The organism is Microbispora corallina (genome assembly GCF_016863035.1).
GTDB classification, from domain to species: Bacteria; Actinomycetota; Actinomycetes; order Streptosporangiales; family Streptosporangiaceae; genus Microbispora; species Microbispora corallina.
This window is the reverse complement of record NZ_BOOC01000032.1, coordinates 51,185-64,524: the sequence shown is the minus strand read 5'-3', so window position 1 is coordinate 64,524 and position 13,340 is coordinate 51,185. Positions and strand designations below refer to the sequence as shown.

Here is a 13,340-nt window from a genome sequence, read left to right as displayed (position 1 = left end):
GGCCGCGCGATCGTTCGGTCAGCGGGTCAGCCGGACGTCCACGACCTGCCCCGTGAGGCGGGACAGCAGGACGTCCAGGCTGGTACGGGCGACGGCCGAGGGGGACAGCAGCGTCGCGGCGGGCTCGTCGCCGAAGGCGCGCAGCCGCATGGGGGTCGCGGTGCGCTCGGGGTTCACGCAGTTGACGCGCACCCCGTGGCAGGCCCACTCGTCCGCGAGGGCCTGGGTGAGGTTGACGACGGCCGCCTTGGTGGAGGAGTAGAGGCTGTAGTCGGCGCGGCCGCGCGTGTACGACGAGGAGGTGTACAGCAGCAGGTGGCCGCGGGTCTCGATGAGGTACTTGATGGACGCGCGGGCGATGTTGACCGGGCCGAGGTAGTTGACCCCGATCGTCTCCTCGATCGTGTGGTGCCCGGCCTCGCCGAGCTTGCCCATGTGCAGCACGGCCGCCGTGTTGACGACATAGTCGATCCGGCCGGTCTCGGCGTACACGCGGGCGAGCGCGTCCTCGACCGCGGCCACGTCCTCCACGCGCACCCCGTTCTGGCTGCGGGAGAACGGGTGGACGCTCGCGCCGTGGCGCGCGGCCAGCGCGACGACGTCGGCCCCGATGCCGTAGCTGCCGCCGAAGACCACGAGCGTACGGCCCGCGAGCCCGGCGCGGTATCCCTCGTCGTCGAGCGCGGGCGCGGCGCTCGCGCCGAGCTGGAAGAGCTTGTCGGCGATGTACACGTCGACGGGGTGGGTGACCTTCATGTTCTGCTCGCTGCCCGGCACGATGTAGATCGGCACGTCGGGCAGGTAGCGCAGCACGACGCCGCAGTCGTCGGTCGTGGGCAGCGAGGCGAACCCGGGGTCGGCGAAGGCCCGCTCGTACGCCGCCCGGATCACCGACAGCCGGAAGCACTGCGGGGTCTGCCCGCGCCGCAGCCGCGAGCGGTCGGGGATGTCCCTGATGATGTCGCCACGCGGCCCGGGGGCCGCCACCACGATCGTGTCGGACGACGGGATCGCCACCTCGACGGCCTCGTACCGGTCGAGCGCGGCGACGCACTCGCTGATGACCCGGGGCTCGACCAGCGGCCGCACGGCGTCGTGGAGGAGCACGTCGCACTCCCGGTCGCCCAGGGCCCGCAGCGCGCGCCAGGTGGTCTCCGTGCGGGTCGCGCCCCCCTCGATGATCTGGCTGACCTTGGCGTAGCCGTTGCGGCGCACCAGCTCCTCGGCCTCGGCGACGAAGCCGGGCACCATCAGCACGATCACCTCGTCGATCTCCGGATGCCCGTCGAACACGTCGATCGTGTGCTCCAGGATCGTCTTCCCGGCGATCTTCAGCAGCTGCTTCGGCGTGTTGAGGCCGACCCGCTGGCCGACCCCGCCGGCGAGCACCACCCCTACCCTGCGCAGACGCGATTCCGCGATCATGATCTCCTCCCCGCGTCAGACCATACCCGTGTGGGGAGCCGGTGAAGGTGATTGCCACCTAGTGATCACTCGATTACTTTGCGAGGTGAGCACCGCGTGGTCGACGTGAAGCGGGTTTTTCATGGGGGCGGATCCGAGCAAGCCCGGCACAGTGCACGAAACAGTGCGGGAAACCGACACGGTGGCGGTGGTCCTCGCGACCTCGCCCGCCGCGGGACTGCCGTGCGCCGGCGGCACGCTCCTGGAGCGCCTCACCGCCCAGCTCGTCACGCTCCCCGTCCGGGAGGTGCACGTGGTGACGCGCGGCGACGCCTCCCCGGGCGGGTACGGCGCCTGGCCCGACGGCCCTCCCGGCCGCGCCCCCGGGCTCCCCACCGTGGACGGCATGCGGCATCTGGCCGCCACCAGCGACGGCCTCGCCGAGGACCTGCGGATCGTCGCCAAGGTGGCCAGGGCGGCCACCTCGCCCGTCGCCGTCCTCGCGGCCGACGTCGTGGCGCACACCGAGGCCCTGGCCGGGCTGCTGGAGCACCCCTCGCGGCCCACCGGCGCCGTCGTCGGCAACGGCGACCCCTCCCCGCTCCGCCCGCCCGTACGCACCGAGTGGGGGCGCGTGGTGTCGGCCGGCAACTCCTTCCACGAGGTCGAGTGGCCCAACGGCACGTTCCGCGGCGTCCTGCAGGTGGGGGAGGCCCACCTCGCGGGCTTCGCCGACGTCGCCGAGGAGCTGGCCGACCTGGCCCAGCGCCGCCGGCTCGGCCGGGTGAGCGACGCCGAGGTGACCGACCTGCTGCTCACCGGGCTCGTGCGCGCCGGGGTACCGGTCCACGCCGTCTCGCTGCGCTCCCTGCACTGCTCGCGCGTCGCCGGGCAGGCCGCGGCGGAGGAGGCCGTGGCCGAGCTCGCCCGGGTGGACGAGCCCGAGGCGCGGCTCGACGCGGCCATCAAGACCGGCGACGGCCTGTTCGCGACCTTCTGCGTCAGCTCGTGGTCGCGCCACGTCGTCCGGCTGGCCGCCCGGCTGAACCTCACGCCCAACGCGGTCACCGGCGTCTCGGTGGGCCTGGCGGCCATCGCGGCCATCTGGTTCTCCGACGGCCACCGGCCCGCGATGCTGGTGGGGGCGGCCGCGCTCTACCTGTCGTTCGTGCTCGACTGCGTGGACGGCCAGCTCGCCCGGTACACCCGCGCGTTCTCGCAGCTCGGCGGGTGGCTCGACGCCATGTGCGACCGGCTCAAGGAGTACGTGGTCTACGCCGGGCTGGCGGCCGGGGCCGCGGCGGCCGGCCCGCACGACGTGTGGCCCCTCGCGGTGGCGACGATGCTGCTGCAGACGATCCGGCACATGGTCGACTTCTCCTACGCCGGCCAGGTGGCCGAGGCCCGCGCCACGGCCGCGGCCACCGGCCCGCCCCGCCCGCTGGGCGTCCCCTGGGACGCGGCGTCCGCGCCGGCGTCCGGCGGGGGCTCCGGCGCCGGCGCCGTCCTCGCCCTGTCCCGGCGGCTCGACCGGGGCGCCGCCTACTGGGTGAAGAAGACGATCGTCCTGCCGATCGGGGAGCGGATGGCGCTCATCGCCGTCACGGCGGCCCTGTTCGACGCGCGGGTGACGTTCGTCGCGCTGCTGTCCTGGGGCCTCGTCGCCCTCGTCTACACGGCCGCCGGCCGGATCGCGAGGTCCTTCGCGTGATCTCCGTGCACATGACCCCGGTCCCGCGCAGCGTGGTCGTCGCCTACCGCGACGACGGGACGCTCTCCAAGGGCATGGGCCTGCTGGTCGCCGGGCAGATCCCCCCGCTGCCCCCGGCGCTCGCCGGGGCGTTCGTGACCGGGATCCTGCTCCTGCTGGGCGTGGCGGGCGCCGACGACTTCGCGGTGTTCGGCCCTGCCGTGGTCCTGTTGCTCGCCGGGGCGGGCAGCTCCCACCGGCACGACGGCCGTCTCGACTGGCTCGTGCCGCCGATCCTGCGGATCACGGAGTACGGCTTCATCGCGGCCGTGGGCTTCGCCCGCTCGGTGTGGCCCGTGCTGATCATCGCCCTCCTCGGGGCGATGGCCTTCCACCACTACGACACCGTCTACCGGATCCGCCAGCACGTCTACCCGCCGCCGTGGCTCGCCGCCGCCGGGCTCGGCTGGGACGGTCGCATGCTGGTCGTCGCCATCGGCGGCCTGCTGGGCCTGGTGCCCGCGGTGTTCGTCCTGCTCGCGGCCTACCTGTGGGGGCTGTTCGGCTGGGAGAGCCTCACCTGCTGGCTGGCCGCGCCCCGCGCGGCGGGCGAGGTGATCGACGCGGCCGCGCAGGATTAACGCCAGACCAACACCGGATTACCCAAGATGGGCCAGAACCCAACTAACCTTTGAGGTTACTGTCTGACGCTCGACCTCAAGGAGTGCGGGAAATTGCTCGGAATGGTGCTGGCCGCCGGAGCCGGACGTCGCCTGCGGCCGTACACCGACACGCTGCCGAAGGCGCTGGTGCCCGTCGACGGTGAGACCACGATCCTCGACATCGCCCTGCGCAACCTCGCCGAGGTCGACCTCCGCGACGTGGTCGTCGTCGTGGGCTACCAGGCGCAGGCCGTGCGCGACCGCCAGGCCGACCTGGAGCGCCGCCACGGCGTCCGCCTGACGCTGGTCCACAACGACAAGGCCGAGGAGTGGAACAACGCCTACTCGCTCTGGTGCGCCCGCGACTACTTCGAGCAGGGCGCGCTGCTCGTGAACGGCGACACGGTCCACCCCGTGTCGGTCGAGCGCACCCTGCTGTCGTCGGCCGACGCGGCCGACGTCCTCCTCGCCGTCGACGACGTGAAGTCGCTCGCCGACGAGGAGATGAAGGTCACGCTCGAGGACGGCCACCTCCGGCGGATCACCAAGCTCATGGACCCCGCCGAGGCGTACGGCGAGTACATCGGCGCCACCCTCATCCGTCCCGGCGCGGCCGAGCGGCTGGCCGACGCCCTCAAGGCGACGTTCGAGCGCGACCCGCAGCTCTACTACGAGGACGGCTACCAGGAGATGGTCGCCCGTGGCGAGAAGATCGCGGTCGCGCCGATCGGCAAGGTCGAGTGGGTCGAGGTGGACAACCACGACGACCTCGCGAGGGCCCGTGAGATCGCATGCCGCTACTGATCACGCCGCCGGCCCGCCGGCCTGCGCCTGAGGAGGTCTGATGCCGATTCTGGCAAGGATGCTCCCCGCCCCCCTCACGATGGAGGTCCGGCGGGGCGCCATCGCGCAGCTCGGTTCGCTGCTCGCCGACAGCCGCGTGGCCACGTCGGGCCGGGTCGCGGTCGCGGTCGGCGTCGGCCAGGGCGACCGCATCGCCGAGGTCATCGCCCCCTCGCTGGGCGAGGCCAAGGTCTTCCGGGTGCCCGACGGCACGGTCGACGCGGCCGTCTCGCTCGGCGCCGACCTGCGCAAGGGCAACTACGAGGCGGTGATCGGGGTCGGCGGCGGCAGGACGATCGACGCGACCAAGTACGCCGCCTCCCTGGCCGGAATCCCCATGGTCGCCGTCGCCACGAACCTCTCCCACGACGGCATCTGCTCGCCGGTCGCCTCGCTCGTCTACGAGGGCGGCAAGGGGTCGTTCGGCGTGCCGATGCCGCTGGCCATCATGGTCGACCTGGAGTTCGTCCACGACGCGCCGCCCTCGCTCGTACGGGCCGGGATCGGCGACGTGATCAGCAACCTGTCGGCCATCGACGACTGGCAGCTCGGCGCGGTGGAGCGGGGCGAGCCGATCGACGGGCTGGCCGTCTCGATGGCCCGCACGGCCGCCGAGGCCGTCCTGGGACGTCGCGACTCGATCGAGTCGGACGCCTTCCTGACCGTTCTGGCCGAGTCGCTGATCCTTTCGGGGCTTTCGATGGTCATCGCTGGGTCAAGCCGTCCGGCGAGTGGCGGCGATCATGAGATCCTTCATGCCGTGGACCAGCTTTTCCCCGGAACGTCCAATCACGGCGAGCTCGCCGGGATCGGCGCCGCGTTCTGCTTCTTCCTCCGTCGGGACGCCCGGCGCCTCGACGAGATCGCCGGCTGCCTGCGGCGGCACGGCCTGCCGGTGGTCCCGGGCGACGTCGGCCTCACGGCCGAGCAGTTCACCGAGGCCGTGATGCTCGCCCCGAGCACGCGTCCCGGCCGCTACACCATCCTTGAGCACCTCCGGCTGTCGGAGTCCGAGGTCAGGGCGAAGGTTGAGGACTATGTCGGCGCCGTCGGTCGCTGAACTCCGCGCGGTCGCGCAGCCGCAGACCACCATGGACCGCCGCAGCGGCGAGCACTGGGCCGGCCTGCTGTACATGCGGCGGCTGTCCATCTACGCCACCTGGCTGCTGGCCAAGACGCCCATCAGCCCCAACCAGGTCACCGGCCTGATGATCCTCTGCGGGATCGGGGCGGGGGCGGTCCTCGCCCTGCCGGGGATCGCGGCGGCCGTCGCCGCGGCCCTGCTCATCCAGGTCTACCTGCTGCTCGACTGCTCGGACGGCGAGCTGGCCCGCTGGACCGGCCGCACCTCGATCACGGGCGTCTACCTCGACCGGGTCGGGCACTACTTCGCCGAGGCGGCGCTGCTCATCGGGCTGGGCTTCCGTGCGTCCGCGGTGCTGCCCGACTGGTACACCGTCCTCGGCTTCGCCGCGGCCCTCGGCGCCATCCTGATCAAGTCGGAGACCGACCTGGTCGACGTGGCCCGCGCCCGCTCGGGGCTGGTCGCCGCCACCGAGGCGTCGGCCGGGCAGTTCACCTCAAGCCGGGTCGCGCTCGCCCGCCGGGTCGTCGGCGCGCTGCGCTTCCACCGGCTGATCCAGGCCGTCGAGCTGTCGCTGATCGTGGTGGTCGCGGCCGTCCTCGACCTGTGGTTCCCCGCCACGCGCGTCCTGGTGGTCGCGTGCGCGATCGTCGCGGTCGTCCAGCTCCTCCTGCACCTGGTGAGCATCCTGGCGTCCCGGCGGCTCTCATGACCGTACGTGTACGAGTTGGTCCGAGCGTTCTGGGGCAGTATGCGGATGCCTCGTACACGTGCGGTTGGGTGGGGGTTCGTTGGCAGTTCCGATACTCTTATTTCGCAGTAAACCAGGCAGATCCCGGATTGCCCGGCCACACAGACTCGGTGATCATGAAATCGTGTGTAGTCCGCCCAAGGTCGAGGGTCGTGACGCGGTGAAGATTTCATGTGTCATCCTCACCATGGGCAACAGGATCGCCGAGCTCGACCGGGCCGTGGAGTCGGCCCTGACGCAGACCGACGGCGACGTCGAGGTCGTGATCGTGGGCAACGGGGCCGACGTCCCCGAGCTCAGCGTCCGGCCGCTGCCCGGGTCCGCCGCCGCGGTCAAGACCGTACGGCTCTCGCACAACGCCGGCATCCCCGAGGGGCGTAACCGGGGCGTCCAGGAGTGCTCCGGCGACATCGTGCTCTTCCTGGACGACGACGGCTGGTACGCCAACCCCAAGGTGGCCGCCCACGTGCGCGACCGGTTCGCCCACGAGCCCGACCTGGCCGTGATCTCCTTCCGGGTCATGGACCCCGAGGGCGGCTCGGTGCAGCGCCGGCACGTGCCGCGTCTGCGCGCCGGCGACCCCGAGCGCTCGTCGCCGGTGACGACGTTCCTCGGCGGCGCCTGCGCGATCCGCAAGTCCGCGTTCCTGCAGGTCGGCGGCTTGCCCGAGCGTTTCTTCTACGCTCACGAGGAGACCGACCTGGCCTGGCGGCTGCTCGGCGAGGGCTACCGCATCGAGTACGACGCCGAGACCGTCATGTACCACCCGCTGGTGCTGCCGACCCGTCACTCGGACTTCTACCGGCTCAACGCCCGCAACCGGGTGTGGCTGGCCCGCCGCAACCTGCCCTGGCCCCTCGCCGTGCTGTACCTGCTCAACTGGGTCGTGCTCACGCTCGCCCGGGAGCGGTCGAAGCCCGCGCTCAGGGCGTGGTTCCGGGGGTTCGGGGAGGGACTGCGCGAGCCGGCCGGCGAGCGCCGGCCGATGGCCTGGCGCACCGCCTGGCGCATGCTCCGCCTCGGCCGCCCGCCCATCGTCTGACCCGCGCACGCGCCCTCACGCCTCCCGCACCTCCTCGGCCTCCTCGAACGCCATGGCCAGGTGACCGGCCGTGGCCGTCATCAGGGCGCGTTTGGGCAGTCCCAGCTCGCTGAGCTCCTTGGCCACCGGGTGGTTGCCCAGCCGGATCAGCGCCCCGCCCGGCCGCCAGCGGACCCCACGCGGCCGGGCCGTCCACGGGACGCGCCGGGTCAGGCCCTCCAGGCGGGTGTACGCGTCGGGCGCCGCGCCGCCCGGCAGCCGCGGCGAGCCGAGCGGGATCCCGGGCCGGATCAGCAGGTCGATGACGAGCCGTCCGTCCTTGCGCAGGACGCACCGCTTGTAGGGCGTGGCCAGCCGGACGTCGATGTCGGCCAGCTCCTTCGGGAACCCCCAGATGTCGCGCCCCGCCTCCAGCGTGAACCCCTGGTCGACCGGCAGCCAGTGGACGAAGACCCCCGAGCCCGACCGGCGCACGTCCTTCAGGCCGGCCAGCGGACCCCGCCGGGGCGCCGGTCCGGCCCCGGGCGGCCGGACGAGGAAGCCGACCCCGAACTCGCCGTAGTCGCCGAGGTCGGAGTCGCGGTAGCGCACGAAGACCAGCGTGCAGACGGCCTTGCCGGGCAGCACCTCGGTCACGTCCATCCCCGAGTACGCGAGGACCGCCCGGGCGGCGTCCGCCCGGACGAGGTACATGGCCGTGCCCATCGACGCGTCACGCACCCGGACGGGCGTCTCGACCCGGCGTCCCTGGATGAGGTGGCTTGCCATGACTCCAGTACAGCAAGCCGGGCGGCCGGGCGACAGCCGTACCCGCGGTCGGGCTGTGGACGAGGCCCGGTTCGCCGCGCCTCGCGCAGCCGGCCCGGCCGCCGATTCGCTCCGCCCCGGCGGGAGGCGGCCCGGGGAAACATTTCCGGACCGCCTACCACTCCGTGATCGACCTCCCGCCGAGGGCGGGCGAACGCCCTCTGTCCACCGGCCTCACCGGGTCGGGACATGGCCGCCGCGGTACGGCTGCCTCGGATGGCGCGTGCCCGGTTGGTCTGTTTCGCCCCGACTCTCCGGACCTCTCGAAAACGTGAACGGCACCGCCGGCATGTTCTTCTCTTCATGACGAGCGCAGTTGGGGGCGGGAATGAGCAGCGACATGATCGTGCTCGCTGGCGACGAGGACACCGGCCGGCGACTCGGAAACCGTTCATCCTCCGCGGCCGGCCGGGCGGCGGGGACCTGCCGGCGGGCCCCGCTGACGGCGGGGAGCGCGCGATGAGCGGTCCGCGCGTCTGCGAGGTCGTGAAGACCCTCGACGCGAGCGGCGTCGAGACGCTTCTCGTCGAACGGCTGAGCCGAACGCCGGGGGCGAACGCCTCCTACACCGTGGTGTGCCTGGGCGCCTTCGCCGACCGGCTCGCCGGGCGGCTGCTCGACTCCGGGATCCGGGTGGTGAACGTGCAGCCCGGGCCTCGGGCACTCGTCTACGCCCGGCTGATCCGCGCCGTTCGCCGCCTCGGTCCGGACGTGGTCAACGTGCACTCGCCGGTCCCGGCCATCGTGCTCCGCCCCGCCGTCCGGCTGGCGCGCAGACGCCCGGCCCTGGTCTCCACCGTGCACCATGCCTATCGCACGGCGACGCGGCCGATCGACCGGGTGACCGCCGCGGGTGTCGCGCTGCTCGACCGGCTGACCCGCCGGCTCGACGACCGCACGGTCGCGGTGTCGTCGCTGGTGGCCCGGGCCCCGTCCGTGAGGGGTGCGCGCCGCCTGCTGACCCGCCTGCACGGCGTCGACGTCGAGGTGCAGCGGTTCTGGGCCGCCCGCGCCCCGGCCGTACGGCGGGAGTTCGGCGTGCCGCGCGGCGCCTTCGTCGTGGCCTGCGTGGCGGGCTTCCACCCGTGGAAGAACCATCGGATGCTCGTCCAGGCCGCCGCGCAGGTGCTCGCAGAGCGCCGGGACACGGTGTTCCTCCTCGCCGGGGGCGGGCCGCTGCTGGAGGACACGGCCCGCGACGTGTGCCGCCGGGGACTGGCGGACCGGGTCCGGGTGCTCGGGCCCGTGCCCGACGCGCGCAGGCTCGTCGCAGCAGCCGACCTGCTGGTGCTCGCCTCCGACTGCGAGGGGCTGCCCGTGGTGGTGATGGAGGCGCTCGCGGCCGGGGTGCCGGTCGTCTCGACCGACGTCGGCGAGGTGCCCGAGCTGGTCGTCTCGGGGGGCAACGGGATCCTCACCGAGCCCGGGTCGGCCGCCGCGCTGGCCGCCGGCATCGTGTGCGCGGCCGAGCCGGGCGTGCACCGCCGGCTCCGCGCAGGCGCGCTGGCCACCTCGCGACAGGTCGACCTGGAGGGCACCGCCGAGTGGTTCGACGACCTGTACCGGGACCTGCACGGGGAGATGCGCGGGGCGAGGCCGCGACGGGCGCGGGAGCGCCTGTTCGCGGAGTGAGGGCCGAAGGGACGGCATCGACGTGACGGGGCGCCGGAGCCGCGCGGAAGGGCGAGCTCCCGGCCGTCCGCCACGTCGTCCGGGGTGTGAGCGGCGCTAGACGGCGACGGCGCGGCCGGCGCGGACCGCGGCGACCCGCGCGGGCGCCTCGGCCCAGCGCTCCAGCAGGCCGACGAACTCGGCGGCCTGAGCCGGCCAGTCGAAGTGGTTCAGCGCCTCCGTGTAACCGCGCGAGCCCATGGCCGCCCGCCGCTCGTGGTCCTGCCGCAGCCGCAGCACCGCCTGGGCGGCGGCCTCCACCACGTCGTCGACCTCGCCGAACGGCACGACGGTCCCGCAGCCGACCCGACCGACCAGCGAGGCGGCCCTGTTCAGCGGGGTGGTGACGACCGGGATCCCGCGCGCCATGTACTCGATCACCTTGGTCGGGGTGGACTCCCGGTAGTTGGGCACGTCGTGCAGCAGCGACAGCCCCGCCAGGGCGCCCTCCGCCATGCGCAGCGCGTGCCGGTTGGGCACGTACCCGAACCAGTCGAGCAGCCCCTCCCGCTGGGCGTCCCGCAGCAGCGGCCGGACGTCGGCGTCGGCGGGACCGATGAGGTCGAGCCGGATGCCGTACGGCTTGAGCCGGCGGGCCAGCCGCACCATCTCGACCGCGCCCCTGGCCTCGGAGATGTGGCCGACGTACACGATCCGGTTGTCGCCGGGCGGCGGGGGCGGGGTCCGCGGGACGTACGTGTGGTTGGGCACGACCGGGTGGTCGCCCTCGAACCGGTCGCGGTAGGACTCCTCGGCCAGGATCAGGTGCAGCCGCCGCTCGGCGCGGCCCTCCATCGCCCGGATCAGCGGCGGGAGGACGCCGCGCAGGCCCTCGGGGAGGTACGCCTTGGCCTCCAGGGCGCCGGCCGTGTCCTCGTGGATGTCCCAGACGGTCGGCGGGCGCTTGTGGGGGAGGGCGAGCAGCAGCTCGATGTCGTGCACGAGCAGCAGGTCGGCGTCCTTCGCGCCCCTGCGCAGGGCGGACCTGGCTGCCCTGAGCGCCCGGGCGCGGTGCAGGCCCACCGCCCGGGGCACGTCGATCGCCCGGACCTCCTGCTGCGGCGTCACGTTGCAGTGGGTGAACGGCGCGACGAAGGTCACCTCGTGTCCTGCGTCGAGCAGCGCCCGGATCTGCCGGTGCGTGATCCGCGCGTCCTCTGGATGATGGACGATCGTGCCGACACATACCCTCATAGAGGGAGGCTCGCCGCTCGGTCCGAAATGCCCGGATGCCTCCGGTGAATGGCCACCGAATAGCCGCTGAACTTCCGGGACGCCGCCGTTACGCCGCCTGCTTGGCCGGGTCGCTCGGGCGGCGGTAGAGCCAGGACAGCCGGGGTTCGAGCAGCCACTTGAAGAGCGTCCGCGTGATCGGCATGCACAGCACGATCGCCAGCGCGAAACAGGCGCTCGCGATCGCGGCCACGCCCAGCGGGCCGTACAGCCAGGGCACGCTCAGCCAGCCCATCTCCTTGGCGATCAGCACCGGCACGCCGTGCAGGAGGTAGCAGTACAGCGTCCGGGTGCCGAGGTCGGAGAACCACGTCTGGCCCTTGGGCACCAGCGACATCACGGCCGCCGACATCGCGAGCGCCGCGCCGAGGAGGGCGACCCGCAGGGCCATGCCCTTCCACCAGACCAGGTGGAGGTCCTTGTAGCTGTTCTTGTAGTAGATCGGGCCGAGTTTGACCGAGTAGTTCTTCACCAGGTAGACGGCGGTCACCGCCGCGCCGATCAGCACGAGGGCCGACAGGACCATCACCCAGCGCCGCTTGAGGAAGTCGAACAGCCCCGGCCTGATCACCAGTCCGAGGACGAAGAACGGCATCAGGCCGAAGAACCGGTCCATGCTGAAGTCGCCGCTGAGCTCGGAGAAGCCGGCGAACAGGTACACCGCGACCGAGATGAGGAACGGGAAGCGCATCCGCTTCCACACGGGCGTGGACAGCCGCCAGAACAGCAGGGCCAGCAGGTACCAGTTCAGCCAGGCCGGGTCGGTGATCGTGATGCTCCACTTCTGCCCGAGGGCGTAGCGGAGCGCGGCGTACCCGACCTCGACGACGACGTACGGCACGAGGAACGTGTCGACCAGCTTGTTGGTCTTCGCGTTGGAGTTCCAGAAGTTCCTGGACAGGTAGCCGCTGATCATCACGAACAGCGGCATGTGGAAGACGTAGATGAACAGGTACGCCGCCCGCGCCGAGTCGGCCGCGAGCGTCGGGACGAGCGAGTGCCCGATCGGCACCAGGGCGATCAGGAGGAACTTCGCGTTGTCCAGGTACGGGTCGCGCGGCCGCTTGGCCCGGGGCTGGGGCTCCGCCTCGGTCTCCGGCCGGTCCCACTGGCCGGGGTCCTCCGTCCTGGCCTGCCCGGGGACGGGCTCGGCGAACGGGTCGGCCGGCGGGCGTGCCGGGACCTCGGCCCACGCCGGCAGCGGCATCGGCCGCACGGCCGGGCCCTCGAACGCCTCGGCCTCCCCGGGGGCCTCGTCCCGCCGCCAGGGGTCCCAGCGGCCGGGCGCCCCGGCCGGGCCGTCGGCCCCGGGCCACTCCATCGGCGGGGCGGCCGGCGCGGGACCGTCCTGGAACGCCGCGGCGTCCGGGACGGCCTGCGGTCCCGGGCGGTCCCGGCGGGGGCGGGAGGGCAGGGGCGAGGCGCCGGTGCGCGGGCCCCCGGCGAGGGGGCCGCCCGGGACGTCCCCGGCGCCTGGCTCGCCGAAGGCGCGCGACCGGTCGAAGGCGCCGCGCCGCTCGGGGCCCGCGGGCTCCTCCGGGACACCGGGCCTGTCGACGGCGTCGCGCTGGGCGAAGGGGCCGGCCGCGTCGAAGGCGGCGGACCGGGGACGCGTGGGGTCCGCCGGGGGCCGCTGCCCGCCGGAGGAGCCGAAGTAGTCGAACCCCTCAGGGGTGGGAGCGTTCTCCGGCGCCTTGCCCAGGCCGCCGGCTCCCCGCCTGCGGGGCTGCCGTACGGGAAGGGGCGGCTTCTCGTGCCGCGCCGCGGCGTCGGCCGCCGAGGCGGCGTCGCCGGGGGCGGGGCCCGTGCCGCTCTCGCCGGTTCCGGGGACGCCGTGGGACGCGCCGGCCGCGCCCTCGCGGGCCACGGACGGGTGGCCCCCGGCCGTCCCGGCGTCGGCGCCCGGCGGCGGCCACTCGCCCGTCACGCGACCGATCACACCGGTGGGCGCCTCTTCGGCGTCCGCGTCGGCGTCGGGATCGGGGGTGACGCCTGGCCGCGGGACGGGAACCGGAGGGTGATGGCGGGTGTCACTCACGAGGGAAACGCTCAGCTATCTGTTCGGAGGCTCGGGGGGACGGCCGCGTCTCGCGACGCGTCGCGATCCGCTGCCGGGTCCTCTTCGGACACTAGCGAAGGCGCCCCGGCGCATC

General features: G+C 73.3%; 11 protein-coding genes. 7 read left to right on the top strand and 4 right to left on the bottom strand.

Annotation, left to right across the window (positions count from 1 at the left end):
• Positions 1-18: 18 nt before the first annotated feature.
• Positions 19-1,425 (bottom strand): bifunctional cytidylyltransferase/SDR family oxidoreductase, encoded by a 1,407-nt coding sequence (locus Mco01_RS28160; RefSeq protein ID WP_204059883.1) that lies wholly within the window; start codon positions 1,423-1,425, stop codon positions 19-21.
• A gap of 163 nt (positions 1,426-1,588) precedes the next feature.
• Between Mco01_RS28160 and Mco01_RS39910 the strand changes: the two genes are divergently transcribed.
• From Mco01_RS39910 to Mco01_RS28130, 6 genes are all read left to right on the top strand, one after another.
• Complete coding sequence (locus Mco01_RS39910; protein ID WP_275410590.1) at positions 1,589-3,115, top strand: CDP-alcohol phosphatidyltransferase family protein; 1,527 nt, start codon at positions 1,589-1,591, stop codon at positions 3,113-3,115.
• On the top strand, positions 3,112-3,735 hold the full coding sequence (locus Mco01_RS39905) for a DUF5941 domain-containing protein (protein ID WP_204059881.1): 624 nt from the start codon (positions 3,112-3,114) through the stop codon (positions 3,733-3,735). Before Mco01_RS39910 ends, Mco01_RS39905 begins: the two co-directional genes overlap by 4 nt.
• Positions 3,736-3,828: 93 nt before the next feature.
• Entirely contained in the window at positions 3,829-4,560 is a 732-nt protein-coding gene (locus tag Mco01_RS28145) for a phosphocholine cytidylyltransferase family protein (RefSeq protein ID WP_204059880.1), read from the top strand.
• A gap of 58 nt (positions 4,561-4,618) precedes the next feature.
• Complete coding sequence (locus tag Mco01_RS28140) at positions 4,619-5,659, top strand: iron-containing alcohol dehydrogenase family protein (RefSeq protein WP_204059965.1); 1,041 nt, start codon at positions 4,619-4,621, stop codon at positions 5,657-5,659.
• Positions 5,637-6,395 carry a CDP-alcohol phosphatidyltransferase family protein gene (locus tag Mco01_RS28135; RefSeq protein WP_204059879.1) on the top strand — a complete coding sequence of 253 codons (759 nt, stop codon included), beginning with the start codon at positions 5,637-5,639 and terminating at the stop codon, positions 6,393-6,395. Before Mco01_RS28140 ends, Mco01_RS28135 begins: the two co-directional genes overlap by 23 nt.
• A gap of 199 nt (positions 6,396-6,594) precedes the next feature.
• Positions 6,595-7,476: a glycosyltransferase family 2 protein gene (locus Mco01_RS28130; protein ID WP_036328022.1), complete on the top strand. Its 882-nt coding sequence runs from the start codon at positions 6,595-6,597 to the stop codon at positions 7,474-7,476.
• A gap of 15 nt (positions 7,477-7,491) precedes the next feature.
• Here Mco01_RS28130 and Mco01_RS28125 read toward each other — a convergent pair whose 3' ends face one another.
• Positions 7,492-8,244, bottom strand: coding sequence for an acetoacetate decarboxylase family protein (locus tag Mco01_RS28125; RefSeq protein ID WP_204059878.1), 753 nt, complete (start codon positions 8,242-8,244; stop codon positions 7,492-7,494).
• 498 nt (positions 8,245-8,742) lie between these two features.
• Between Mco01_RS28125 and Mco01_RS28120 the strand changes: the two genes are divergently transcribed.
• Positions 8,743-9,915: a glycosyltransferase gene (locus Mco01_RS28120; RefSeq protein ID WP_204059877.1), complete on the top strand. Its 1,173-nt coding sequence runs from the start codon at positions 8,743-8,745 to the stop codon at positions 9,913-9,915.
• A 96-nt stretch (positions 9,916-10,011) separates the two neighbouring features.
• On the opposite strand, the gene Mco01_RS28115 is transcribed toward Mco01_RS28120, so the two are convergent.
• Positions 10,012-11,148, bottom strand: coding sequence for a glycosyltransferase family 4 protein (locus Mco01_RS28115; protein ID WP_204059876.1), 1,137 nt, complete (start codon positions 11,146-11,148; stop codon positions 10,012-10,014).
• An 88-nt stretch (positions 11,149-11,236) separates the two neighbouring features.
• On the bottom strand, positions 11,237-13,225 hold the full coding sequence (locus tag Mco01_RS28110) for an acyltransferase family protein (RefSeq protein WP_204059875.1): 1,989 nt from the start codon (positions 13,223-13,225) through the stop codon (positions 11,237-11,239).
• Positions 13,226-13,340 lie beyond the last annotated feature (115 nt).